Raw genomic sequence first — 26,476 nt, forward strand, 5'->3', positions numbered from 1 at the left:
AAGTTCGTGCCTTCCCTACAAACCTATGGCCGCTACGCGGCCGGAGACGACACTATCATTAGCCTGTAGTCCAACCAACTCTCCTACCCTACCTCAAATACAGCCAGCTGCGACGGGGCTCCTACCTCCGCCTCTGCCGGGCCCAATGGCTCCAGGCGCACGCGGTAGCCGTGGCGCTCGGCCACACCTTCGGCCCAGGTGGTGAACTGCGCCCGCGTCCACTCAAAGCGATGGTCGTGGTGGCGGAAGTCGCCGGCGGCGAGGGTTTCGTAGCGCTGGTTGTAGTCGGCGTTGGGGGTGGTGACGAGCACAGCGCCGGGGCGGGCGCGGGCAAATACCACTTCTTCAAATGCTGCCAGTCGGCTTTCGTCGAGGTGCTCGATGACTTCGACCACGGCGGCCGCATCGTAGCCGGCCAGGCGCGGGTCGTGGTAGAGTAGGGAGCCTTGTGTGAGCGTGAGCCGCTCGCGCTGGCGCGGGGGCATTTCGGCCACGTGCAGACGCTGCTGCGCCCGCTCTAGCTCCCGCCACGACACGTCCATTGCCAGAATGTGCTCGATTTTTGGGTTTTTCAGCAGCCGGCGCACCAGCTTACCTTCCCCGCAACCCAAATCCAGCACCCACGTGGCGCCAATCCCCTTGATTTCCTCCGCCACGCGGTCCAGGCGCAAGTCGTGCAGGTTTTGCTTGGCGGCGGTTTCAGCGGCAGCCGTTCCTGTAGCATCCGAAATAGCGGTTAGTTCGGCGAGCGGTTCCGACGCATCATCCGACGCCTCGGCATCTAGGGCCAATAGCCGTTTCAGGGTAGGGTTGACAAACTCCGCAAAACGCAGGTAGCGCCGCGTAATAAACTCCCGGTCGGGGTGCTGGGGCAGCCACTCGGCCCCGCGGCGCAGCAGTTTTTCGGCTTCGTCCTGACTTATCCAGTAGTGCTTGTCGCCACGGTCGAGCACCGGAATGAGCACGTAAAGGTGGCTCAGCAGGTCGCGCAGACGCAGGGCCGAGTGGCGCAGGCGCAGCGTGTGGTAGCGGCTGGCGCCCCACTGCGGCACGGTCGGGTCGAGCGGATGCTCCTCCACTTCTATCTCGTAGCCCAAGGGTGCAAACAGGCGGCGGAGTTGCTCGGTGCTAGTGGCGGGTAGGGCCGCCACGGTGGCTTCCAGCGGCAACGAAACGTCGGGCAGCTCGGGGCGGTCCTTGCAGGTGCCGTTCATGGCCGTGTTGAACGCTTTAGCCAGGGCCGTGCTCAGAAACGATGACGCAGCGTAGGGCCGGTCGTTGACGTACTGCTCCAGGGCAAAGCCCTCGCCGGTCGGGCCCCGGTGGTTGCGCACCAGCGCGATGGGGTCGATGTCGAGCAGCAGGGCGGCGGTGCAACGCTCGGCCGTGGCTTCGGGGTAGAACACGTGCGCCTGCCCGTAGGCAATATCCACCGACTGCAAGCGGGCGGGATTCTTATGCAATAGGTAGCCCAGATCAGTAGCAGGCTGGTGGGTGGTAGTAATTGTAAGGAGCATATCATTATATGATAGAATGGCGAAGTGCCACTATTACAAGAACGGGTCTTTTTATTACAAGCACATTCACTGGGGCATTTTACAGCTACAGGACACGCATCAGGCACTCAATTTGCTCTTTTCTAATTTTGCCCATGCTATATGGGCTGCTTACCGCTTTCTCTTTATCCTTTTTCATGAAGCAGTTTTTCTTTCTATTCGCTTTATTCCTAAGCTTTGAAGCTTCTGCCCAAATGCTACCGGGCACGCCGCGCAAAAAATATCTACGTCCTAAGAAAGACGAAGAATGTGCTTACGTTCTCAACGTCACCAAAAACACCGATGAGGAAGCTGAAGTAACGGCCTCCGTCACGCGTCTGGCCTATCGTCCCTACGCCGAGCTGCTCACAGAAATCACGGAACTGCGCCGAATGAATAACTGGGCTGATAGCACCTACCAACGCAAGTTTCAGGCCTTACCGGCTGGTGGAATGCTGTTAGTTACTATGTATCGGCGCGGCGCACAGAACGCCGACCCAGCTCTACTCAGCGTTACCGCTCGTGATAAAGCTGGCAAAGAATTGCTAGCCGTACCTTCTTTACCAGAAGGGCAAGGCCGATTTTGGAATCGTGACTTATATATGAGTAAACGCAGTATACCATTTGTTAAAATTTATGATCAACATACTGTATATGTGACACTTAACGATGCAAAGCTCAAGCAAGACTTTGAGTATGTAGTAAACACCCAATAAATAATAAAGTAGATTTTGATCTGACAATAAAATCCCGTGTCACCTAATCCATCAGGTAACACGGGATTTCGGTTTTTATACAAATGTTGCACTAAATAAATAGAAAATATTATATATCCTTTTGTTTAAACAATTGGTGCCATTGTGTTGCCAGTAGTGTTTTCGCGTCCAGAGGCTTTTCCTTATATAATTCCTCTGCTGTCAACTCCACGAGTTCGAGGTGTTCATTTTCGCTGGCGATACCACCGCCAGTTCCTGTTTGCTTGCTGACTTCGGCGTAGTAGATATAGTGCCGCTCGGCTGAGTTACCGGGAGAAGCATACACTTCGGCAATAGGTATCAGTGCATCAACGGGGTAACCTAGCTCCTCTTGTATTTCGCGGCGCAGCGCTTCTTCGGGATTTTTATCCTCTGGGTCTATCATGCCCGCTACGATTTCCAGCACGTCGGCCTCGGCGCCTACCCGGTACTGCTGCACCAGCAGAAACTTTTCCTTTTGCGTGTCGAAAACCAACGCGGCCACGGCCTGCCCAGGCTCAAAACGCTCTCGTTGCAATTCTTTGTCGCCGTCCTGCACTGTTAGCTTGCTGAGCTTGTAGTGACCATCGTAAGCGATTTTTCGATCAGTTATTTTCATGGAAGGCAAAAAAATGGTTCGTGAAAGCTTATCAGCCAATACGAACAAAAACGGCCGGTAGCTTGTCGTGTTGCGGTAGATACGGCGGCAATGCCCGCAGCTTTCTACCTCTTGCTGTCGATAGCAGGCTGCTAATCAAGTACAACGCTCGCTTTCCTGTTACCGCTTGCACCCGCATTGGTGGTCTGGCTCTGCCTGATTTTCTGGTGCGCACCAATTTCTACCGCAAACCTTCCGACCTTTGCGGGCTCTATTCACGCGCTGGCCTGAGGCCAGTGGCCCGTTAACGGGCATTTTCCTACTTTTTTTAATGTCCTTCGACGAACTCAATCTGATTGACCCCATCCTGCGCGCTTTGCACGAGGAAGGGTATACGACGCCTACCCCTATTCAGGCGCAGGCAATTCCGCAGGTGCTGGAAGGCCACGACCTACTGGGTGTGGCTCAAACCGGTACCGGCAAAACAGCCGCCTTTACAGTTCCTATTCTTCAGATTCTGCACCAAACGGCACAGGTAGCGCAGCATTCGCACTCCCGCATTCGCTGCCTGGTACTCACGCCTACCCGCGAGTTGGCCATCCAGATCGGGGAAAGTTTTGGGGCGTATGGCCGCCACCTGAAGCTGCGCCACACGGTTATTTTTGGCGGAGTAGGCCAGCTGCCCCAAACGCAGGCGTTGCGGCGCGGTGTAGAGGTGCTGATTGCCACTCCTGGCCGCCTGCTCGACCTCATGAACCAGGGCTACGTGGACCTGCGCCATCTCGACGTGTTTGTGCTGGACGAGGCCGACCGCATGCTGGACATGGGCTTTATTCACGACATCAAGCGCATTCTGCCCAAGCTGCCGGCCAAGCGGCAAACGCTGTTTTTCTCGGCTACCATGCCGGGTCAGATTCAAGAGCTGGCCAACTCGCTGCTGCGTCCCAACCCGGTGAAGGTAGCCGTAACACCCGTTTCGAGCACTGCCGATACGGTATCGCAGGCCGTGTATCTGGTGGAAAAAAATGACAAGCCTGCCTTGCTTGAGCACGTGCTGGCCGATAAAAATATCCGCCGCGTGCTAGTATTTACCCGCACCAAACATGGCGCCGACCGCGTGGTGAAGACGCTGGCAAAGGCTAATATTCCGGCCGAAGCCATCCACGGCAACAAGTCGCAGAACCATCGGCAACGGGCGCTCAGCAACTTCAAGGCCGGCACTACCCGCGTGCTGGTAGCCACTGATATTGCCGCCCGCGGCATCGACGTGGATGAGCTGACGCACGTTGTCAACTACGAAATGCCCAACGAGCCTGAAACCTACGTGCACCGCATTGGGCGCACGGGCCGGGCCGGCGCCGATGGCATGGCGCTGTCGTTTGTGGAAGATGAGGAACGCGCCTACCTACAGGACATCCAGCGCCTGATTAAGCGTCAGATTGACGTGGTGTTCGAGCATCCTTATAAGACCAACAGCGTGGAGCCCGTGATGCTGCACAGCGGCAAAAACATTCAGCGGCCCAAAGGTCCGGCGGGGCGTCCGCCGCGGCCCGGCCGGGGCGGTAGCGGCCAAGGCGGGCGCTCTGGTGGGCAAGGACAAGGTTCGGCTGGCCGCACCGCCGGGCCTAGCGCCAGTGGCTCCTCGCGCCCTGCTACGGGTGGCAATCGGCCCGCAACGGCAGGCAGCAGCGGTGGCGGTGGCAACCGTCGTCGCTTCCGAGGCGACAGCGGCGGGCAGCGCTAAGCTCGTCAGGTTCCTACCCTACTGGGGCATAAAAAACCCGAACGTCTGGAGGCGTTCGGGTTTTTTATGCCCCAGTAGGGTCAAAAGGAAACAAAAAATCCGGCTATCGGCTTATATTTCCGAACACTCTTTTTCTATTTCTGTATGGCTATCAGCACTCTTCCCGTCATTCAGGCGTTGCGCGCCACGGCACAGCGTCTGGCCACGCAAGCGCCCTACCAGTGGGGCCACATGGGTAGCTGCAACTGCGGCCACCTAGCGCAGACTATCACCCACCTCACCAAAGCCGAAATCCATAGCCGGGCTATGCAGCGCTACGGCGACTGGGAGCGGCAGCTCATCGACTATTGCCCTTCCAGCGGCCTACCCATCGATGATACCATCGACGAAATGCTGGCAGCGGGCTTCACCCGCCAGGACCTCGCGCATCTAGAGCGCCTTTCCGATCCGGTTATTCGCGGTGCCTTACCCCTGGAACGGCGCAACGCACTGCGCCACAACCAGCGCGACGATGTAGTACTCTACCTCCGCACCTGGGCCGACCTATTGGAACAGCCATTGCTACAGGCCATCACACTGCCTACGCTGTTGCCTATCCCTGCTTTGGCTCCGGTTAGCGCTTATTAGTAAACGTCCTACCACCTACTATACAGAAGCCCCGCCGGAGTCGATCCGGCGGGGCTTTTTGTATAACAGCCAACTCTGCCGATAAAGGCAGATAAAAGATAGGTTAGTAGTTTACGTTGCTGCGTTGCGCCTCACGGTACATTTCGGGGCGGTGGCTGCGCTTGTAGGCAGCATCAGCATCGGGGTCTTTCTCAGGATCGGGCTGTTGCGCGCAAGAAGAAGCAAATAGCAGCGTGGCGCTGGCAGCAAGCAGAAGAAACAGGCGAGACGTTTTCATAGCCCAAAGGTAAGCATCAACGCGAATAACGCCAAGCCGGACTTTCTCACGCTTATCAGCTTTTGTCTTGAGTTGATATCCAACCAGCACTAGTGCTACTTATTACAAAAGTCAACAGTCACTTATTCTCCGCCGCTTCTTGACGAAAGCCTGCTGTTGGTCACTGGTCAACAAATGTCCTCCCTGTTGACCTATGATGACCCTTCCTAAAGTCATGTTACTTTTGTTAAGTTGAAATGGGACAGCCAATAATAAAAAACACCTACTAACAGCTTTGGCCAAATAAAACGAGTAGGATTTATTGTTTTAACAAGCCAATCTAACTGTCAAGGATTTTAGCACTGTTACTATGCATTTCACTGAGGAACCACCAACCTAAAATATATAACTATTTCAATATTAAATAAGACTACATACTAACGCATAAACAATAAAGCCACACTTCCGCATAAGTATATTAAGTGTCTGAAAAATAACAAAATATAAATGCATATAATCATTCTGTTAGCTGAGCTTACTTAGCAAATAAGCACCAGACACAACCAATTTTGCCAACGCATTGAAACACTTGCAAGCATCTTGTAGCACACCACAACCATTTACTGGTATAGAGAATAAATAACCAGCCTGCCAAATTGGATTATTACAATTCCGAGCGTTCAACAACATCCTTGCCACATCAGAACTATTATCTACTAAGAAACATAAATAGCACAAGTTACTTCTCCGGCTGGTAGTCCGTGAACGTACCATCCTGATAGAAGATAATTATGCGTCGAATAGCCTTATTAGTAGGCGTAGCGGCTAGTGCGGCGGGTAGCGTAGTAACTTCTAAAGCTGCTGGCGCAACTGGTGCAGGCGGTGTAACCGATAGCTCAGGGGTAGTGGGCACCTGGGCGGCAACAGTGCTTTCTTCACGCTCAGGAGCGCTTATTTGCTGGGGCGGAGCGCTTGTAGGCTCTTTTTTGGGCTTTACAGCCTGACTGCTGGGCTCCGATGGAACCAGGGCGGCTGCACGCTGCTTTTTCTTACTGGGGCTTGCTACGATCGTAGGAACGGTCTCCGGCGTATTAGTAGTAGTAGCAGTTGCTTCGGCTGGCGCAGATGCCAGCATAGGGCCTTCTCCTTTCAGCAGCCAAGGCAGTGCTAAGTCAGGGAAAGCATCCATTATTTTCTGCATCACCTCCAGGCTGGGCTTATTTCGCCCATTTAGGATGTGGCTGACTACGGGCCGGCCGATACCAATAGTATCCGCGAACTGCGTAGGAGACAGTGCGCGTGTAGCCAGAATCTGCCGGATGCGTTCGATCATACCAAAGCTGCAAGAATAGTGTAGTGTCAGCTTCACAAATGTACGCAACCCACGCGTTTGCACTAGCACGATGCTCTACCTATTCTCTTTCTTAATCTTGATTACATATGTATTTACAAGAGTAATCTGAAGTTTACATATGTATTTACAAGAGTAATCTGCATATTCCTCCCTATTTACTTGCCGTCTTTATTTTATTAGTAGCAGATGTAACTATTGCCATTGAATAGTTACTGTGGTTACATGCAAAAAGCCGACTGACGCTATGCGCGCAGTCGGCTTTGAGGTAAACTGTAATAACTTCTTTCTCCCTTCGGCGGCCCGCAAACTAATCGTTCTTGCGTCCAGGTACTCTAAGCTGAAACGAATCTGTCAGAGGGCTTATCAGCTTTATTGAGCCCTGCAACGATAGAGAAGGTTCAACTGAAGATGAAGCTATCCAAAGACCCTAGTTGAAGTATTCTTTCGCTAGGTTCTTGTCGTGTCCGTAGATGTCGTCGCGGAAGTTCAGGTGACCGGCATCGTCTACCCACGCCGTGAAATACACCAAGTATACAGGCAGTTTTTCGGGTAGGGTGATGTACTTTTCCTGCCGCTCTCCGATGGTGCTCAGGATAGTGTTTTCATTGTAGCCAGGCTTGTTGCGCAGCAGGTAGGTGGCCAGCTTAATGGGCTCGGCTACACGCACACAGCCGTGGCTGAAGTTACGCTTGGTCTGGCTGAACAGCTCGTCGTGGGGCGTGTCGTGGAGGTAGATATCGTTGGAGTTGGGGAAGATAAACTTCACGTCACCCAGGTCATTTTTGGGACCGGGACGGCGGCGCAATGTGTACTTCCAGTTCGCCTGCGTGAGGTTCGCCCAGTCCACCGTAGTGGGGTCGATGGGAGTAGCTTTGGCACCCCAACCCTTCACCACTTCCATATCCAAACGGTCGAGGTAGGCCTGCGGATTGGCCACCAGTTTCGGACGCATTTCTTTATCGATAATGCTGAACGGCACATTCCAATAGGGGGCCAATACCACGTACTCCACCTTGTCGCTGAAGACCGGCGTTGCGTTCAAAGTCTTGCCCACAATGACATTCATGTTCATCACTTCCTTGCCTTCCTCCACTACATGTAGCTTGTAGTCCGGGATGTTTACGAGCAGATAATTTTGCTCGAAACGCTTCGGAATCCAGCGCCAGCGCTCCATATTCAGAACGATCTGATCGATGCGTTTGTCGAGCGGTATGTTGAGCAAGCGCAGGGTTTCTCCGCCTACAACACCATCGGTCCGCTGCCCGGTTTGCTGCTGAAACTTCTTCACGGCAGCCACCAACTCGCTGTCGTATTGCTGGGCGGCGGGCGCCGGCGCGGGGCCATTGGATGGGCCATTGTTGGCTACCGTCTGCACAGGCGTAGCAACGCCTTGAGCAGGCGTGCCCGGCTCATCGAGCAGGCGACGGCGCAGCAACGCCACGGCCGGTGACGTATCGCCTGGCTTCAGCTTGGTACCAGCCGGCAGGGTAGGCCAGCCGCCGTTTCGCTGGATAGTGCGGTACTCAGCTAGCGCCTTTTTCAACCGGTCGTATTCAGGGTGCAGAGGCTCGAACTCGTAGTAGGGATACGTGCTTTCGCGCTCTTGCAAAATGGTCATGAGGGCCTTGTGCAACTTGATTTTGTTGCGTTTTACGTCCCAATCAATGTTTTTAACTTCTCGGGGATTTACAGTTCCTCGATAGAAATCGGAGGCCCAGGTGAAGTAAGTACCCGATAAAGCCACGTCGATTTGCTTCTCCAGGCTGTTGCGCTGGGTGGTATCACCACGGGCTTTATCTAGCTCAGCAAAGAGCTTATCGAAGTTTTTGATCTTGTATTTCTGCGGATCCAAGCCTTCATCGCCGGCTTGGTTGATGACCTCAAGTAGCTTCTTGGCCTGCGGTACTACCTCGTGGTTTTTAAACCAGCCCAGGCGGTAGTCGCGGGCTTTGTAAAACTTCTTGGCCCAGTCGAGCTGACTTTTGAAGGCGGGTTCGGCCAGCATCTGGCGCGCCACATACACGCTATCGAGCGTGGGCTGCGGGCCCTGGTTGCCGGTGAGTACGCCGGGTAGCGCCTCCTGAACTTTCGCCTTCTGCTCCTGGCTGCAGCTGGTAGCCGACGCCAAGAGCGTCAGGCCGCAAAGCCAGCAGAGCAGTGTGGTCAGGAAAGCGGAGTGAAACAGTGATTTCATGAATTCGGTGAAGTGGAAGAAATGATAGCAGCTCCGTCAGATGCCAAGGAATTATATTCCTGACCATCGGATGCGGCGCGTGCCCGTTCTACTCCAAACGCTACCGTAGGGTTATTGCGTTCCGAGGCAGGGCTCATCTCATCAACATGCAAGGTAGGAGTTTTGTCTCACCCACGCACATCTTCAGTCTACAATTGGGCAGGCCCTCCGGATGAGTAGGTCGTCTCACTGAGCGTTGGGGGGTGTTGCGGCACGTGTGGCGCTCAGTTGTTCTTCCGCATTTTAATGGTAGCCTTCCGTCTCTGCTTGGCGCGCCAGTCGTATACCCTACCCGTACTCACGCCACGCGGCCCGACAACCCTTAGACTGTCGGCCGCTTTCTATTTCTTTTATGACTTCTTTCGTTCCCGCTCTTTCCGACTCGCACAGCTATGCCCGTTTGGGCGAGGTAGGCGTTCGTCATTTACAGTTACAGCTGCGTGTTGATTTTGCCAGCCGTACCCTGGCGGGTCATGCTACCTGGCAGCTCCACAATCCAGCCGGCGCCACCGAGCTCTACCTTGACACCCGCGACCTACTTGTGGAGGCCGTGCTACTCGGCGGCCCCGAGGGTAAGCCTACTCCCTTCAGCCTAGCTCCCACCGATCCGGTGCTGGGACAGGCACTGCGCATTACCCTGGAGCCAACCACCGAGCACGTGACCATCCGCTACTGCACCACGCCGGGCGCGGCAGCCTTGCAGTGGCTGACACCTGCGCAAACGGCCGGGCGCGAGCAGCCATTTCTGTTCACCCAGTCGCAGGCCATTCTGGCGCGCACCTGGCTGCCGTGTCAGGACTCACCGGGTGTGCGCTTCACCTACGAGGCGCACATTGAAACGCCCGCCCACCTGCTGGCTCTAATGAGCGCCACCGATAATCCGCAGCAGCTTGATGCGGCCGGGCGCTATCAGTTTCGGCAGCCCTACCCTATTCCGGCCTACCTCATGGCGCTGGCCGTCGGCGACCTGGCCTTTGCGCCGCTAAGTGAGCGCACTGGCATCTACGCTGAACCGGCTACTCTACCCCTAGCCACGCACGAGTTTGTGGACCTAGAAAAAATGGTAGCCGCCGCCGAGGATTTGTATGGCCCCTACCGCTGGGGTCGATACGATTTGTTGATACTTCCGCCTTCTTTCCCATTTGGTGGTATGGAAAATCCATGTTTAACATTTGTTACACCCACGATTTTAGCCGGGGACCGAAGCCTGACCAGCTTGGTAGCCCACGAGCTGGCGCATTCGTGGTCGGGCAATCTGGTTACAAACGCTACGTGGGACGATTTTTGGCTGAATGAGGGCTTTACGGTGTATTTCGAGCGGCGTATTATGGAGCAGCTGTATGGCCGCATGTATGCCGATATGTTGCAAGTATTAGGCTTTACCGATTTGCAGCATACCTTCGCGGAACTAGGCCCTACCAGTACCGACACCCATTTGCACCTGCACCTAACTGGGCGCGACCCCGACGAGGGCATGACGGAAATTGCTTACGAAAAGGGAGACTACTTTTTGCTCACCTTAGAGCACTTGATAGGCCGCCCGCGCCTCGACTCCTTTATTAAGGAGTACTTCACTCGCCACAGCTTTCAGTCCATGGATACAGCGGGCTTCATAACTTATCTGCGGCAAGCGTTGTTAGACCAAGAGCCCGGACTAGAAGAGAAGCTTCAGCTCGATGCCTGGATAAACGGTCCGGGTGTGCCGGGGGTGGCGCCGCCCGTAGCCTCCGCCCGCTTCGATACAGTGGATGCCGCCCGGCAACAATGGATGGAGGGCAAAGCGGCTCCTACCCTATCCACTGCCGACTGGAGCAGCCACGAGTGGGTACACTTCCTGCAAGGTCTCCCCCACTCCCTGACGCACGCCCAACTAGCGGAGTTGGACAACACCTTCGACCTTACCCATTCCGGCAACGCCGAAATCCTGGCGGCGTGGTTTCCGCTGGCGCTGGCCGCTGGCTACTCCCCTGCCGATGAGGCCTTGCACCAGTTTCTGGTACGAGTGGGGCGGCGTAAGTTTTTGGTGCCGCTCTACCGGGCGGTGCTGGCTACCCCCGGCGGCCGGGAGCGCGCCCGGCAAATTTATGCGGAGGCACGGCCCAACTACCACGCCGTAGCCACTAACACCCTCGATGCGCTGCTTAGATAACCCTAAACCCGGCATCATTACTCCGGCCCGATGCTTGCAGCCTGGACCGGTGCGTTGTATTTTGTGAGTTGATAAAAAAACAGTCGTAACGTTGAACAATCAAAAACCCCTCGGTAAGCTGATTGCCATCGGTGGCAACGAAGATAAAGGCACCTACTCCAGCGCTAGTGTGCGCAAAAAGTATTACCTCAACTTTTTTGAGCTAGGCATCCTGCGCCGTGTGGTGCAGGAGTCGGGCAAGGAGGACCCGCGCATAGAGGTAGTGACCACGGCCTCCATGATTCCGGAAGAAATCGGGAAGATCTACGTTTCCTCGTTCGGCATGCTGAACTGCCGCAATGTGGGCGTGATGGATATCCGCACGCCCGAGCACGCCCGTATCCCCATGTACCTGGAGCGCCTGCGCCGCGCCGATGTGGTGATGTTCAGCGGTGGAAACCAGTCGCGGTTGCGCGAGATGTTTGGGGAAGGCGAGTTCCTGGAAATCCTGAACGCCCGCTACCACCGCGAGTCGAACTTTGTGGTGGCCGGCACCAGCGCCGGGGCCATGGCCATGTCGAAGATTATGATTCGGGGCGGCTCGGTGCCGGATGCGCTGATGAAGGGCGCCGTGAAAATCGGCAGCGGCCTGGGCCTGATCGACGACGTGGTGATTGACTCGCACTTCGTGAAGCGCGGCCGCTTTGGCCGGCTCATTGAAGCCGTGAGCCTCCACCCCAAGCTCATTGGCATTGGGCTGGGTGAAGACACGGGCGTGCTCATCACCGGCGGCAACATCATCGAGACTATCGGCTCCAACCTGGTCATCATCATGGATGGCCATACCATTCAGCACAACAATGCGGCCGTCGTTAAAAAAGGCGCGGCGCTATCCGTGGAGAACATGACGATGCACGTGCTGGCCAAAGGCAACGTGTATGACATTGACGAGCGAAAATTCTACGCCGGCAAAACCAACTTTGCCGAAACGGTGAGTATCGAGCAGCCGGGGCAGATGTAGATTCGAACGTGTATTATAAAAAGAGCCGCCATTCTAAGTGACTATTAGAATGGCGGCTCTTCTTTTAGAAAAGAGATTCTTCTATAATATATTGTTTGATTCTACTCTACTATTTCCAAGTAATGTTGCTTCATGGCATTCTCTCTTTTTCGCTTGTCCCTCCTGCCAGATGGAAAGGTCAGAACCAGTTGGAAGAAAATGTTTTTCTCTGCTTTTGGTCCGAAGCACTCCCTTATGCTTTCGGTGCTCAAGTTAAAGCCATTTCTACCGGCTCTATGCAGGTTGGGCAAACAAAGAAAGCTGTACTCTCCGTTTCAGCGGGAGCTAATGTACCAGTACAGGTAGGAGAGTCCATCGTTATTGGAACTGCATTTCGTGAGCAGGTCGGACAATTTAGTATTGAAGCTATTGAGGAACATACGCAAGACCTGCCGATGCTCCCTCATCCGCTACCTATATCTGAACGGGATTCTCTGACGCAGGCCGAGCAACAACTCTTTATATGCATTGAGAAGTGGATTCAGCAAGCTGATCGTCTCTGCAATACTTTACGAGATGCTTATCAATTAGATTTTTCTCGTATTGGACAGATGGAACGCAACACCTGTATGGGCAGAAAGGGTAAGATAGAAGGGCTTATTTATTTCTTTCATGGAATCGGTTGCTACTTTGAAACCAAAGATCTTAAGATAGATATCGATTTTGACTCTCGGGGGGATTGGCAAGGATTTGACGAATGGCGTATAGAGTCATTTATTAGCTGGAACTATCCACACCTGCACTTCTCCTCAAAAGATATCGAACAGGGAATTTTGGCATTATTAAACAAGAAGTGGTTGTACCAGATAGATCGGATGTATGACCACAATTTCTACTATGTAGTGCCTACAGCGTAATTCTCGTCCGAGAAGCATTAACTAAGGCAGAACACAATTGAAACTAGCCTTTGCATCTGTATATAATAAGGAGTGGTCACATACATGCTACTCCTTATTATATACGTCCCCTACCCTTCGTCGCCGTAGATACCTATATATATAGGAGTGGAATCGGTGAGGCTGGCGCGGTACATGCCTTCGGAGTTGAAGGGTAGGGCCACGTGGCCGGCAGCATCTACTGCCACCAGGCCGCCCTCGCCGCCTACCGGGGCTAGCTTGTCGTGTACTACGATGCGGCAGGCTTCGGCCAGGCTCAGGCCGCGGTACTCCATCAGACAGGCAATGTCGTGGGCCACTACGGCACGCAGGAAATATTCGCCGTGGCCAGTGCAGCTGATGGCGCAGGTGCGGTCGTCGGCCCAGGTGCCGCTGCCAATGATGGGCGAATCGCCGATGCGGGAGTAGCGCTTGTTGGTCATGCCGCCGGTGCTGGTGGCGGCGGCTAGGTGGCCGTGCTGGTCGCGGGCCACGGCGCCAACGGTGCCCATTTTCTTTTTGGTGTCTTCGTTGGGCTGTTTCGCTTCGGAATGGTCGAGGCGCATCTTTCCTTCTGCCAACGCTTCTTGCAGTTGGTCGTACCGGTGCTGGGTGAAGAAGTACTCGGCGGGTTGGGTAGGCAGACCGTGCTGGCGGGCCAGCTCATCGGCGCCAGGGTAGGCCAGTAGCACATGGTCGGTGTGCTCCATCACGAGGCGGGCGGCCCGGATGGGATTCTGCACGGCGCGCACGCCGGCCACAGCCCCGGCCAGACCGGTGCGGCCATCCATAATAGACGCGTCCATTTCGTGGTGGCCCTCGTGGGTGAACACGGCCCCGCGGCCGGCGTTGAACAGGGGACAATCTTCGAGGCTGCGCACAGCCATTTCTACGGCGTCGAGGGCTGGGCCGTGGCGGCGGAGCACTTCGGCGCCGGCTTCGAGGGCCGTTTGTAGGGCGGCGCGGTAGGTGCGCTCGGCCTCGGCAGTCATGGAGGCGCGGGCAATGGTGCCAGCGCCGCCGTGCAGGGCCAGCGCCCAGGTAGTAGACATAAGCAGACGAAAAACAGTGGGAGAAATCGGCCGAAAAGTACGCAAACTATCCTGCCCAGTCCCGGCTCCTACCCCGTACAAGATACCCGCCTGACGTGGCCGCCGTCGGTTTTTTTTCGTACGTTTGATTAACTGTTTTCACATTCCCTAATATTCTGTTTTATGGCTTACGATGCTACCGGCCGCCTGCACGAGATTTTCGACGAGCAACAGGTGAGCGAGAAATTCCGCAAGCGCGAGTTCGTACTGGAGGTTATAGATGGTCAGTACCCTGAGCATATCAAGTTTCAACTGGTGCAAGACAAAACCGCGCTCATCGACCCCTACAAAATCGGTGACGAGATTAAAGTGACCTTCAACCTGCGTGGTCGTGGTTTCAATAAAAACGGCCAGATGTTGTACTTCACCAACCTGGAAGCGTGGCGTTTAGAGGCTGCTTCGGGTGGTGCTTCGGCTCCGGCCGCTGGTGGTGGCTACTCGCAGCCAGCTGCTGCACCTCGCGCCGCTGCTCCTGCCCAGCAAAACCAAAACCCCAACCTGCGGGCGCAACCCGCTGCCCCCATCGCCGGCGACGACGACAACGACCTGCCTTTCTAATTTTAAACTGTTAGCTGATGGCTGCTAGCTATTGGCTTATCGTTTAAATTTCCAGTAGGCTTGCCTGCAAGAAAAAGCCACTTTCCGACCGGAAAGTGGCTTTTTTTCGTTTCATACTTACAGAAGGCTAGCAGCCATCAGCTACTAGCAAATAGCGTAAGAAAATGCTGCAAGAATTAATTAAGCAAGGCGAAGGCGAGCGGTTGGAATTCAAGAAGAAGACTACCCACCCCACGCGTATTTCCCGCACGCTGGCGTCGTTGGCCAACACGCACGGCGGGCAGGTGCTGGTAGGCGTCGACGACGACGGGCGCGTGGTGGGCGTGCGCGATGCGGAGGAGGAAATCTACGTGTTACGACAAGCAGCCGAGCACTTCGTGGATCCGCCACTTACCGATTTGCGCTTTCAGGAGGTAGAGGAAGACGACCGAATCGTGCTGATTGTAACGGTTCCGGAAAGTCCGCGCAAGCCGCACCGCGCCCAAGTAGCCGATGGCGACTGGCGCAGCTATGTGCGTGTGCGAGATGAAAGCGTGCAAGCCAGCAACCTCACCGAGAAGGTGTTAGAACGAAGTGAGCCAAGCACGGGCGTGGAGTGGATGCCACTAAACAAAGAGGAGTCGGCCGTACTGGATTACCTACGCACGCACACGCGCATCACGCTGCCGCAGTATATGAAACTGCTAAATATCGGGAAGCGACGGGCCTTTCGCACCCTCATCAAACTCACGCTCCACGGCTACATCCGCCACCACGACAAGGAGCGAGAGCCGTATTATACACTGTGAAATAGCGAAATAGTGAAGTTGTGAATGCAAAAAATCGTCTCTCATCCTGAGCTTGCGAAGGACCTTCTGCCCGTTGGACGAGTCGTTGTTACGATGGTCGTTCTAACGTGAGAAGGTCCTTCGCTACGCTCAGGATGAGAGACGATTTTTTGCATTCACAACTTCACCGCTACTCTGCCCGGTCGCGGAGCTTTTTCTTTTCGTCTTTAGCAGCCTTTTTTTCCTTGGTGGTTTTGGCAGGCTCCTTCTTTTTCTCTTTGCGGGCGTCTTGTGCTTTGGCCATGGTACACTGGGTTAGGGGTGGCAGAATCAGGTTAAGTTTCTCCCTTAACGCGGAGAAATATGCCCTTGTTGTGCGCAAAGTAGGGCTTTACGGCAACAGTGGCAAGTATCGCTCGCGCAGGATGTGCAGGTGATGCGCCTCGTGGCCAGGAATGGCAAACAGCAGTGCCCGCACACTTACGGGGCCGCTGGCCGTGAAGCCTACTCTATCTAGCTGCGCGGGCGTGAACGAGCGAAACAGCACCAGCGTGGCGCTCCGCACGGCGGCATATTCCGACAAAATATCAGCCAGGGGCCGGTTGTTGGCACCGGCCTCGGGGGCGTAGGCGTCCTGGTCGAAGCCGGGTAGGGTTTGTTGCTCGCCGCGGGCAAAGCACAGGGCGCGGTAGGCAAACACCCTTTCGGAATCCAGCACGTGCAGCAGCACCTCCTTGATGCTCCACTTGCCAGGGTCGTAGTTGGTAAGAGCTTGCTCGTCGGTGAGTTGGCCCACCACCTGCTGCACCTCGCGGAGCTGCTGCTCCAGTTGCACTAAGGGGTTGGCGCCCACTGGCACGCGGGGGATATACGACGCATCGAAATATGCCGGATACTGCCCCGGCTGCGGCCGCTGGATGGCGGGCTGCATAGGAAAATCGGTGAGGCTGGCCGCGTTGGGGTAGGGCGGCAGGGTTGCGGGCTGTGGGCGCAGGCGCCGCCGGTGCCGCGCCAAGCGACTGGGGCTGCCCCACACGCGGCGGCGGCCTAGTAGCTCTTCTGCCGTGAGCCACTTCCCTACCTCCGCTGGCCCGAAGGCCCACTGCAAGAAATCGGGCAGGATACGGCCCCACGTGGCTTGGTTGTGTCGGCCGTCTATTACCTCCACGTAGCGCACGTCGCGGTTGGGGTGAAGTCCGTGCCGTTTCAGTTCCACCACCAAGTCCAATGTGTCTTCAATGGCATCAATGATGCCATTGTTGTTGCGGTCATTGGTTTCGTCGAGGGTGCCGGTTTGCAACCAGAACTGCTGGCCGGGCGCGGGCTGGCCCTCGCGCACGAGCAGGTGCATGAGGCGGTCGGCGTCGGTGTAACCCTGGTCGAGGGCGCGGCGGCGCCACCAGAACGAGCCCGAAAACGCGCCCGCCCGCAACGCGGCCTCGGGGTGGTGCCACACAAAATCGAACGCCGCTAACCCGCTGAGGGAGAAGCCCGCCACTACTACTTCCGCCGGATTGGCACTCACGTGGTAGCGCGCCTGGGCGTAGGGAAGCATTTCGGTAAGCAGAAACTCGGTGTAGTGCTTGGCGCGGCTGCCCCGCCCCAGGTAGTCGGCGTAGGCAGCGGTGCCGTACTCCTGCACCCGCACGCCCGCCTGAATGGCCACCAGCACAAACGGCCGCACCGCCTGGTGGCGGTAGAGCGCATTAAGCGTGGCTGGCAGGTGCAGGCGGCGCAGGTCCTGCCCGTCGTTGAGGTAGAGCACGGGGTAGGGCACGGGGGCGGCAGCATCGTAGCCGGGCGGTAGCACCACATCAAACCGGACGGTGCGCCGCAGGGCCCGCGAGGCCAGCCGCAAGCGGCGAACCACCGTTACGGCCGTATTTTGCGTAGGAAGGAAAGCAGGCTGATTCATTCGCCGGGGAATAGCTTCACGAACGATTTTAAGGCCGCAAGGTACTTTATTCCGCTTCCAAGCCGTAGATTACCCGGAGAAATGAAAGTTTATAGCTGAATATTTCTGATTTTCCATTTCACAACTCCCTCTTTCCGTGCAGGAAACCTACCGCCCCTTCTATTCCCACGCGCTTGGTCATGACGTTGAAATGCTGGTTTTCGGCGAGCGTGGCTACCCCGTTATCGTCTTCCCTACCTCCGGTGGGCGGTATTATCAGGCCAAAGATTTTGGGTTGGTAGATGCTGCTGCTCCGTTGATCGACAGTGGCAAAATACGCCTCTACTGCGTCGATAGCGTGGATGGCTACAGCTGGTACGGCCAGCACCTGCCGCCCCAGGAGCGCCTGCACAACCACATCCGTTATGACCGAATGCTGACCGAGGAGCTGGTGCCCCAGCTGCAACGCGAAAACAACGTGGCCAAAGTAGCGGTGGCCGGGTGCAGCTTCGGCGGTTACCATGCGCTCAATTTCGCCTTCCGCCACCCTAGCCAGGTCAGTCACATGTTTTCGATGGGCGCTAAGTTTGATATCAGCAACTTTCTGGGCGGCTACCACAACGACGACCTGTATTTTAACAATCCGCCGGCCTACATGCCCGCTGCGCAGGACGACAATTTCTACCAGATGGGCATTGTGCTGGGCTCAGCCGTAGACGACTTTTGCAAGCAGGGAAACATTGAAATGTCGGAAATCCTGAACCGTAAGGGCATCCGCCACTGGCTCGACATCCGCCCCTACGGCACCCACGACTGGCCTGTGTGGCGCGACATGTTCCCGGAATATTTAGCACAAATTGAAGCGTAAAACTCCCTTTTTAAATGTCATTTCGACCAGCGGGAGAAGTCTCGCTTGGTAAGAATTCCTATCTTTCATCAGCACGCGAGATTTCTCGACAAGCTCGGAATGGCGTTCTGACGGGCTAGAGGCCCTACTTAATCAAGACCCTAACCCCCTAAAACACTATGAAAAAAATTGGCATTCTTTTCGGCCGGGAAAACAGCTTTCCGCAGGCATTCGTTGACCGCGTAAATGAGAAAGCACCCAGTGGCATACAGGCCGAGTTTGTGCAGATTGGCCTAGTTGAGCAAAGCGTTCCAACCGATTACGCCGTTATTATCGACCGGATTTCGCAGGACGTGCCCTTCTACCGCGCCTACCTCAAAAATGCTGCGCTGGGCGGCACGGCTGTAGTCAACAACCCGTTCTGGTGGTCGGCCGACGAGAAGTTTTTCAACAATGCGCTGGCTGTGCAACTGGGTGTACCGGTGCCCAAAACCTTGCTCCTACCCTCCAAAAATCGCCCCGACGACACCTCAGATCAGTCGTTCCGCAACCTAAACTGGATGGACTGGGACGCCGCGTTTGAGAAGCTGGGCTGGCCCGTATTCATGAAGCCTCACTCGGGTGGCGGCTGGAAAAACGTGTACAAGCTCGACAACCCCGAGCAGTTTTTCAGCGCCTACAACGAAACCGGCCAGCTGGTGATGTTGCTCCAGGAAGCGGTGGAGTTTACCGATTATTTCCGCTGCTACTGCATTGGCGGCAAGGACGTGCGCATCATGCCCTACGAGCCCCGCAACGAGTTCCATCAGCGCTACGCCACCGAGATGAAAACCACGGGCGCCGCGGGCAAAAAGCTGCTGGCTACCATGAAAGACTATGTATTGAAGCTCAACCAGGGCCTTGGCTACGATTTCAACACGGTAGAGTTTGCCGTGCGCGACGGTATTCCGTTGGCTATTGATTTCGGCAACCCTGCCCCCGATGCGGATATCAATTCTGTGGGCCAGGAGAACTTTGAGTGGGTTGTGGAAACCGCGGCCAACATGGCCATCAAGCGTGCTCAAGCCCAGAAGCCCGGCAAGGATAACCTTACTTGGGGCACGTTTGTACACCCAACGGCAGGCGCGGCACCAGCTAAGAAACCTGCTGCTCCGAAGAAGGCAACGGCTACCGCTAAGAAAGAAAGCTAAGAGCGAGAGTTAGAATTTCCCTCTTTTTTAAGGAGGGGTGCCCGCAGGGCGGGGTGGTAAAACCGCAAGAATGAAAGCTAGAGTTAGTCCTTTTAGCTTTCTAGTTCTAGTATTGTTCAACGACTTTACCACCCCGCCCTGCGGGCACCCCTCCTTTTTTGAGTGGAACTAGCTTAGGCTTCCAACTTCCCTAAAACCCTACCCTAACTACCACCCTATTCATTCATTTCTAATCTATTATCATCATGGGTAAGCCGGTTTTCACCCTCGGAATTGAGGAAGAGTTTCAGACGATTGATCCGGAAACGCGCGACCTTCGCTCCCACATGTCGCAGATTGTGGAGGGGGGCAAGATGATTTTGCAGGAACAGGTGAAGGCCGAAATGCACCAGTCGGTGGTGGAGGTAGGCACTACGGTGTGCAATAATATTGAGGAGGCCCGCCATCAGGTAACGCACCTGCGCCGCCAAGTGATTGAACTGGCCGACCGGGTAGGGCTGCAAATTGCAGCCGCGGGTACGCACCCGTTTTCGCGCTGGCAGGACCAGCCTATTACGGTAGATGCCCGCTACGATAAGATTGTTGAGGAATTACAGGATGCCGCCCGCTCCAACCTGGTATTTGGCATGCACGTGCACGTGGGCGTAGAAACCCGCGAGTTGGGCGTATACATGATGAACGCCCTGCGCTATTTCCTACCCCACATCTTCGCGCTAAGTACCAACTCGCCCTTCTGGGAAGGCCGCGAAACCGGTTATAAATCCTTCAGAACCAAGGTATTCGAGCGTTTCCCGCGTACGGGTATTCCTGAGCACTTTGGCAGCGCCAGCGAGTACGATGCCTACATCAACCTGCTCATCAAGACGGGCTGTATTGATAATGGCAAGAAGATCTGGTGGGACTTGCGTCTGCATCCGTTCTTCAACACCATCGAGTACCGCGTGTGCGACATGATGCTGCGCGTGGACGAAGCCGTGGCCATGGCTGCACTCATGCAGGCGCTGGTGGCCAAGGTGTATAAGCTGATGATCAGCAACCTCACTTTCCGACAATACCGCAAGGCCCTCATCAACGAAAACAAATGGCGCGCCGCCCGCTACGGCCTCGACGGCAAGCTCATCGATTTTGGCAAGCAGGAAGAATTACCCACCCGCAATCTGATTCAGGAGCTGCTGGACTTTGTGGACGACGTACTCGACGAGTTGGGCAGCCGCCACGAGGTAGAGTACATCCACAAAATGATGGAAATGGGTACCGGCGCCGACCGCCAATTAAAGGTATTCCGCGAGACTGGTGACCTGAAGAAAGTCGTTGATTTCATTGTGCAGGAAACCTCTTACGGTTTGTAATGTTCTACCTGTCAGGCTTCCCCGTTGGAACCTGAGGCAGGTTCGGCCACATCTTTGCTGTCGCTCTGCTTTTTTGCCATTATTTCCGGCTTGCAAGTCGGGCAGTTGCTACCGAATGAAATCATTGAAAATTGCCGTTCTGGATATGTACAACAATTTCCCGAATCAGGGAATGCGCTGTATTCTGAAGATCTTACACCAGTTGCAAGCCGAGGTGGCCGTGCCCGTCACCTACGACGTATTTAACGTGCGCGCCGAGGTGGCGCTGCCGGGCCTCGACTACGATATCTACCTCTCATCGGGCGGGCCCGGCTCACCGCTACCCTCCGACGAGCCCTGGGAAACGCCCTACTTCGCGCTCATCGACCAGCTGCTGGCCTGGAACCGCACGCACGAGCAGAAAAAGTACGTGCTATTGATTTGCCACTCTTTCCAGCTGGTGAGCCGCCACTTGCAGGTAGGCGAGCTAAGCGCCCGCAAGTCTACCTCCTTCGGCATCTTCCCAATGCACATGACCGAGGCCGGCCAGCAAGACCCTTTGCTGGGCCTGTTGCCTGACCCGTTCATGGCCGTCGACTCGCGCGATTTTCAGGTGACGAATCCCGATGAGGACCACTTGCAGCGGTTGGGCGTGCAGGTGCTGGCGATGGAAAAAGACCGGCCTCACGTGCCTTTCGACCGGGCCATTATGGCCCTGCGCTTCACGCCGGAGATGGTAGGCACCCAGTTTCACCCCGAAGCCGATGGCGAAGGCATGCTACACTACATGCTGACTACAGAGCGCCGCCAGCAGGTGATTGACACGCACGGTCAGCAGAAATACGACGATATGGTGCGTCTGCTCCAAGACCCCGAAGCCATTGAGTTGACTGAACGCATTCTGGTGCCGGCCTTTTTGCGACAATCTGTAGCGGCGCTTACGGCTGTTGATCAGCCGGTTACCTTGTAAATACAGGAACGTCATGCTGAGCTTGTCGAAGCATCTCTACCGCTTCGTTTCATTCAACAGAAATTACTCACGGTAGAGATGCTTCGACAAGCTCAGCATGACGTTCTATTGTCCCTATCTTACCCCAACCCCTCCCCCGCATGATTCCTGAATTTCGCCAGACGTATAACGCGGCTTTCACGCCGCAACGGTTTCAGGAGCTGATCGACTCCGTGGATCAGGAGCTGCCGGGACAATTGGATTTTCGAGTAGCGGAAACGCCGGTGTTCATACCTTCTGTGCTGCGCGACAAGCTGTTGCAGGCGGGCGAGGATATTATTGACGTGCTGGTAGCGCCCGATTTCAAGGAGCGCACCGAAGCGGCCGTGCCGCCAGCCCAGCGCGTACCCCACGAAGACGCGCACACGCAATTTCTGGCTATCGACTTTGCTGTGTGCCGTGATGCGGAAGGCGAACTGGAGCCGCAGCTAATTGAGCTGCAAGGTTTTCCATCGCTCTATGTGTTTCAGGACTATCTGGCCCACACGTTTCGGAAGTTTTTTCCGGTACCCAACTCGGTGACGCACTTGTTTGGTGGGCTGAGTTCTGCCGACTATCTGGCAGCGCTGCGGGAGCTGATTGTGGGCGACGAAAACCCGGAAAACGTAGTACTGCTGGAGCTGTTTCCCGACAAGCAGAAAACCCGCATCGACTTTGCCCTCACCAAGCGCGAGTTGGGGGTAGAAGCCGTATGCATCACCGACGTACGCAAGGACGGCCGGCAGCTGTACTACGAAAAGGACGGCCGTCGCATTGATATCAAGCGCATCTACAACCGCCTGATTTTCGACGAGCTGCTGCGCTACCCCGATCTGCCGTTGGAGTTCCGCCTCACCGACGAGGACGTGGACGTGACCTGGGTAGGGCACCCCAATTGGTTTTTCCGCATCAGCAAGTACACGTTGCCGCTGCTGCACAGCGCCTTTGTGCCGCCCAGCTACTACCTGCACGAGCTAACTACCTACCCCACCGACCTGGAAAACTACGTGCTCAAACCCTTGTTTTCCTTTGCCGGAGCCGGTGTGAAGCTGCACGTGACGCCCGCCGAGCTGGATGCCATCGAGGACAAGCATAACTACCTCTTGCAGCGTAAAGTAGCCTACGAGCCTGTGGTGCGAGCCGATGATGGCGAGCTGGTGAAGTGTGAAATCCGCTTGCTGTACATCTGGCCCGAAAACGCGCCCCGCCCGGTGCTACTCACCAACCTAGCCCGCCTCAGCCGCGGCGCCATGATTGGCGTGGACTTCAACAAGAACAAGGATTGGGTAGGCGGCACGGTAGGCCTGTTTGAACGGTAGCCTATCGGATGGTGCTGCGAGCCATTGACGCCGCTTCCACTGGGGAGCGGCGTTTTTTATGTTATTAACTGACTAATAATCACTTATACCCACGCATAAACAAGCTACCGGGTAATATTCTATTTAATAATACTATCTTAACATACCGCCGCGCCTAGCGTGGGTACTTTTACGTGTCTCTTTTGTAACTAATCCGTTTTTTCATGAAACACTCTTTACTTACTATACGAAGCGCTGTTGTAGCCTTTACCATGCTGTGTGGTATACAAGGTGCATCAGCTCAGATAACACTAACTGGCAGTTCATTCACTGAGAATTTCGACCAAATTGGCACTGGTCTGCCCGCCGGCTTTAGCGTACGCACGGGTGCCAAAGCCGGTGCTTTGGGCGACGCGGCAACGCTTACCACCGCCGCAACGGCGTGGAATAATACCAGCGGAGCCTTTAAAAACTTCGCTTCCGCCACGGGATTAACCTCTGCTGCGGACGCTACGGCGCAAAACGCCTCCACCAACCGGGCGCTCGGTGTACGGCAGACTGGCTCGTTTGCGGATGGCAGCACGAATGCCGGCCCGGCTTTCGTTTTCCAGGTTGCCAATACCAGCGCCCGCACAGGCTTCAAGCTCAACTTCCTGTTGCAGTCGTTGGATGCTACCTCTACCCGTACCACTACCTGGCGAGTAGACTATGCTACGGGGGCCACACCTACAGCCTTCACACCAGTAGGGGCCACGTTCACAACCGGGAATAGCACCTTTAGCAGTACGCCCGTCGCCGTTGACTTTGGTAATCAACTCGACAATATTAACGATGTTGTCTGGATTCGGATTGTAGCACCAGATCCAACCACAGGGTCTAACAACCGGCCTACCTCGGCCATCGATGATTTCTCACTGACCTGGAATACGCCGGCACCCGACGCGCCTACCCTTACTGTATCGCCTAACAGCCTGAGCTTTGGCCGCGTCAACCTGGCAGCTACTTCTGCCACCAGCAGCTACACGCTCACAGGGGCCAACCTCATGGGCGCTACTACTGTTACGGCCCCTAGCGGCTTCAGCGTTTCCAAAACCGCTACTGGCACATTTGGCTCTACCCTGAGCTATGCTGCGGCTGAGCTGGCGACGGCCCAAACGGTGTACGTGCGTTTTGCGCCGACCGTGGCTGGTCCCGTATCGGGCACGATTACCAATACCTCGGCTGGTGCCGCCGACCAAACCGTGGCGGTAACCGGTACGGGTATCGACCCCAACAACCTGGTTTTCAACTTTGATGAATGCACGGCCGCACTGGGTGGCTGGGCGCAGTATAGCGTGACCGGCGCGCAAACCTGGGCCTGCACGCCCTTTGGGCACGATGCCACTGATGCCACCGGCAAAGCCAGCAAGCCTAACGGTATACAGATCAATGGCTTCGCAAGCAACACGAATGTTCCGAACGAGGACTGGTTTATCTCGCCGGCCTTCAATACATCTTCCTTCTCCTACCCCCTTCTCTCGTTCTGGAGCCGGGCAGCTTTCAATGGCCCTCCTTTGAAACTACGAGTTTCGACTAACTATTCTGGCACGGGCAGCCCGCTGGCTACCGGCGTAACCTGGACGGATCTGGATGTGAGCTTCCCCGCCATTGGTTCTGATACTTGGACGCAAACCGCTGGTGTAGACCTGAGCGAGTATAAAGGCCAGACGACGTATGTGGCCTTCATATATACCTCCTCAGATGAGGAAAGTGCCCGCTGGACGCTGGATGACATCAGCCTGACGAACTCGGCTACTCCGCCCGCCCCCTTGCTGACCACGACGACCCGCAGCCTGGATTTCGGCTACGTGGCGGCGAATGCTACGGCCACGCAAACCTTCACGGTAACACCCCGCAACCTAACGGCGCCCTTCACGGTGACGGCCACCGGCGCCGCTTTCCAGGTGTCGAAAGATGGCACTACGTTCGGCAGCTCTGCTACCTATACGGTAGAAGAAGCTAATAACCAGACGAAAACCCTGACGGTGCGCTTCCGCCCCACGCAAAACCAGCAGAGCTACACGGGTAGCCTGGCCCTGGCTTCTACGAATGCGCCCTCGGTTACGGTCACCTTATCGGGCAATACCTACAACACAGCCAACACGCTGGAAGTAGTGAACTGGAACGTGGAGTGGTTTGGCTCGACGCAAAACGGCCCGAGCAACAAAGACCAGCAGCAAGCCAATGTGCGCACCATTCTTAACTCGCTGAAGGCTGACATCTACGGGCTAGTGGAGGTAGTAGACACGGCTCGCCTGGGCACCATTGTGCGGCAACTGCCGGGCGGTGGCTACACCTACCGCGTATCGGACTTTGGCTCGTATACCGATAATGCGCAGGACCCCGACTATGCCAGCGCGCAGAAACTGGCCTTTGTGTATAACACCACTCTTTTCAAAAATGTAGCTATTTCGTCGCTGTTCCGCTGCACGCAGGCCGAGAACTGCCCCGAGTTCAACTACTGGTCGTCGGGCCGCTTCCCCTACCTGCTCGATGCCGACGTAACGCTGAACGGCGCTACCCAGCATTTCACCTTCGTACTGATTCATGCCAAAGCCAACACCAGCCCAACGTCTACCTCGTATGAGCGGCGGAAAAACGCTGCCGATGGCCTGAAGGCAGCGCTGGATGCCAACTACAAGGGGAAGAACGTTATTATCCTGGGTGATTTCAACGACGACCTCGATCAAACCATCACAACGGACGCTCCAACCAATGCTACCTCGTACAGCGCCTTTACGACCGATGTAGCCAACTACACCGCCCTGACGCTCCCTCTGAGCCTGGCCGGCCAACGCTCTACGGTAGGCTACAACGATGTAATTGACCACGTTGTCATTACCAAAGCCACAGAGCCGCTGGTGGTGCCCAACTCGACCGAGATTTTGACGAGCGTAGCCAACCTGGTGACCAACTATGGCAACACCACCACAGACCACTACCCCGTGCAGACGCGCTACACCTTCGGGGTAACGACGCCCACCAAGCAGGCCTTGGCCAACCGCCAGTTTGAAGTGTACCCCAACCCGGTAACCAATGCCATCCGCCTGAACCTGCCCGAGCAAACGGCCAAAACGCTGCAATTGCGCGTGCTGGCCGTAGATGGTCGCCAGGTAGCCACGGGTACTGGCTCGTTGGAGCAATTGAATCAGCAACTGAATCAAGGTCTGGGTCAGCTGAAAGCCGGGATGTACGTCATTCAGGTGAATAGTGGCACGCAGACCTACGTGAAGCGCTTTATCAAGCAGTAACGCCGCCTCGCGCTCCTGCTGAACAGAAAGCCCGCCGATTTCGGCGGGCTTTTTTGCGTTTCGGGCCTGACACAACGGCAA

General features: G+C 55.7%; 21 protein-coding genes. 14 read left to right on the forward strand and 7 right to left on the reverse strand.

The genetic code is table 11. The features are described 5' to 3' along the window. Positions 1-83: 83 nt before the first annotated feature. On the reverse strand, positions 84-1,517 hold the full coding sequence (locus J4D97_RS09355; protein WP_208307351.1) for a 3' terminal RNA ribose 2'-O-methyltransferase Hen1: 1,434 nt from the start codon (positions 1,515-1,517) through the stop codon (positions 84-86). Positions 1,518-1,693: 176 nt separating this feature from the next. Between J4D97_RS09355 and J4D97_RS09360 the strand changes: the two genes are divergently transcribed. Next, positions 1,694-2,251 carry a hypothetical protein gene (locus J4D97_RS09360; protein ID WP_208307352.1) on the forward strand — a complete coding sequence of 186 codons (558 nt, stop codon included), beginning with the start codon at positions 1,694-1,696 and terminating at the stop codon, positions 2,249-2,251. Positions 2,252-2,360: 109 nt separating this feature from the next. Here the strand turns inward: J4D97_RS09360 and J4D97_RS09365 are convergent, their stop codons facing one another. Continuing rightward, positions 2,361-2,888, reverse strand: a complete 528-nt coding sequence (locus J4D97_RS09365) for an NUDIX domain-containing protein (protein WP_208307353.1) — start codon at positions 2,886-2,888, stop codon at positions 2,361-2,363. 310 nt (positions 2,889-3,198) lie between these two features. Between J4D97_RS09365 and J4D97_RS09370 the strand changes: the two genes are divergently transcribed. Beyond that, positions 3,199-4,611, forward strand: a complete 1,413-nt coding sequence (locus J4D97_RS09370; RefSeq protein ID WP_208307354.1) for a DEAD/DEAH box helicase — start codon at positions 3,199-3,201, stop codon at positions 4,609-4,611. Between the two features lie 144 nt (positions 4,612-4,755). Continuing rightward, positions 4,756-5,238, forward strand: a complete 483-nt coding sequence (locus J4D97_RS09375; protein WP_208307355.1) for a hypothetical protein — start codon at positions 4,756-4,758, stop codon at positions 5,236-5,238. Between the two features lie 103 nt (positions 5,239-5,341). On the opposite strand, the gene J4D97_RS09380 is transcribed toward J4D97_RS09375, so the two are convergent. From J4D97_RS09380 to J4D97_RS09390, 3 genes are all read right to left on the reverse strand, one after another. Then, positions 5,342-5,515, reverse strand: a complete 174-nt coding sequence (locus tag J4D97_RS09380) for a hypothetical protein (RefSeq protein ID WP_185283885.1) — start codon at positions 5,513-5,515, stop codon at positions 5,342-5,344. Between the two features lie 718 nt (positions 5,516-6,233). Continuing rightward, complete coding sequence (locus J4D97_RS09385; RefSeq protein ID WP_208307356.1) at positions 6,234-6,827, reverse strand: helix-turn-helix domain-containing protein; 594 nt, start codon at positions 6,825-6,827, stop codon at positions 6,234-6,236. A 448-nt stretch (positions 6,828-7,275) separates the two neighbouring features. Continuing rightward, positions 7,276-9,042: a L,D-transpeptidase family protein gene (locus J4D97_RS09390; protein WP_208307357.1), complete on the reverse strand. Its 1,767-nt coding sequence runs from the start codon at positions 9,040-9,042 to the stop codon at positions 7,276-7,278. A gap of 391 nt (positions 9,043-9,433) precedes the next feature. Here J4D97_RS09390 and J4D97_RS09395 point away from each other — a divergent pair, with 391 nt between their 5' ends. From J4D97_RS09395 to J4D97_RS09405, 3 genes are all read left to right on the forward strand, one after another. Then, positions 9,434-11,230 carry a M1 family metallopeptidase gene (locus J4D97_RS09395; RefSeq protein ID WP_208307358.1) on the forward strand — a complete coding sequence of 599 codons (1,797 nt, stop codon included), beginning with the start codon at positions 9,434-9,436 and terminating at the stop codon, positions 11,228-11,230. Positions 11,231-11,321: 91 nt separating this feature from the next. Next, positions 11,322-12,230 (forward strand): cyanophycinase, encoded by a 909-nt coding sequence (locus J4D97_RS09400; protein ID WP_208307359.1) that lies wholly within the window; start codon positions 11,322-11,324, stop codon positions 12,228-12,230. A 95-nt stretch (positions 12,231-12,325) separates the two neighbouring features. Further along, on the forward strand, positions 12,326-13,126 hold the full coding sequence (locus J4D97_RS09405; protein WP_208307360.1) for a DUF6896 domain-containing protein: 801 nt from the start codon (positions 12,326-12,328) through the stop codon (positions 13,124-13,126). Between the two features lie 110 nt (positions 13,127-13,236). Here J4D97_RS09405 and J4D97_RS09410 read toward each other — a convergent pair whose 3' ends face one another. Beyond that, entirely contained in the window at positions 13,237-14,196 is a 960-nt protein-coding gene (locus tag J4D97_RS09410; protein ID WP_208307361.1) for an isoaspartyl peptidase/L-asparaginase family protein, read from the reverse strand. Between the two features lie 162 nt (positions 14,197-14,358). Here J4D97_RS09410 and J4D97_RS09415 point away from each other — a divergent pair, with 162 nt between their 5' ends. Both J4D97_RS09415 and J4D97_RS09420 read left to right on the forward strand, forming a co-directional pair. After that, a complete protein-coding gene (locus J4D97_RS09415; protein ID WP_185283891.1) occupies positions 14,359-14,793 on the forward strand; it encodes a DUF3127 domain-containing protein in 435 nt (144 codons plus the stop codon). A 164-nt stretch (positions 14,794-14,957) separates the two neighbouring features. Beyond that, on the forward strand, positions 14,958-15,581 hold the full coding sequence (locus tag J4D97_RS09420; protein WP_208307362.1) for an AlbA family DNA-binding domain-containing protein: 624 nt from the start codon (positions 14,958-14,960) through the stop codon (positions 15,579-15,581). A 370-nt stretch (positions 15,582-15,951) separates the two neighbouring features. Here J4D97_RS09420 and J4D97_RS23515 read toward each other — a convergent pair whose 3' ends face one another. After that, a complete protein-coding gene (locus J4D97_RS23515) occupies positions 15,952-17,475 on the reverse strand; it encodes an alpha/beta hydrolase-fold protein (RefSeq protein WP_243900235.1) in 1,524 nt (507 codons plus the stop codon). 136 nt (positions 17,476-17,611) lie between these two features. Between J4D97_RS23515 and J4D97_RS09435 the strand changes: the two genes are divergently transcribed. From J4D97_RS09435 to J4D97_RS09460, 6 genes are all read left to right on the forward strand, one after another. Beyond that, complete coding sequence (locus J4D97_RS09435; RefSeq protein WP_208307363.1) at positions 17,612-18,322, forward strand: esterase family protein; 711 nt, start codon at positions 17,612-17,614, stop codon at positions 18,320-18,322. A gap of 158 nt (positions 18,323-18,480) precedes the next feature. Further along, positions 18,481-19,491: an ATP-grasp domain-containing protein gene (locus J4D97_RS09440; protein ID WP_208307364.1), complete on the forward strand. Its 1,011-nt coding sequence runs from the start codon at positions 18,481-18,483 to the stop codon at positions 19,489-19,491. A 245-nt stretch (positions 19,492-19,736) separates the two neighbouring features. After that, entirely contained in the window at positions 19,737-20,840 is a 1,104-nt protein-coding gene (locus tag J4D97_RS09445; RefSeq protein WP_185283896.1) for a carboxylate-amine ligase, read from the forward strand. Between the two features lie 115 nt (positions 20,841-20,955). Continuing rightward, the gene (locus tag J4D97_RS09450; RefSeq protein ID WP_208307365.1) at positions 20,956-21,789 is read left to right on the forward strand and encodes a type 1 glutamine amidotransferase; all 834 of its coding nucleotides are present in this window, start codon (positions 20,956-20,958) and stop codon (positions 21,787-21,789) included. Between the two features lie 140 nt (positions 21,790-21,929). Then, the gene (locus tag J4D97_RS09455; RefSeq protein ID WP_208307366.1) at positions 21,930-23,126 is read left to right on the forward strand and encodes a hypothetical protein; all 1,197 of its coding nucleotides are present in this window, start codon (positions 21,930-21,932) and stop codon (positions 23,124-23,126) included. Between the two features lie 203 nt (positions 23,127-23,329). Next, the gene (locus J4D97_RS09460) at positions 23,330-26,395 is read left to right on the forward strand and encodes a T9SS-dependent choice-of-anchor J family protein (RefSeq protein ID WP_208307367.1); all 3,066 of its coding nucleotides are present in this window, start codon (positions 23,330-23,332) and stop codon (positions 26,393-26,395) included. Positions 26,396-26,476 lie beyond the last annotated feature (81 nt).

The sequence above is a fragment of the Hymenobacter defluvii genome (assembly GCF_017589435.1).
Taxonomy (GTDB): Bacteria; Bacteroidota; Bacteroidia; order Cytophagales; family Hymenobacteraceae; genus Hymenobacter; species Hymenobacter profundi.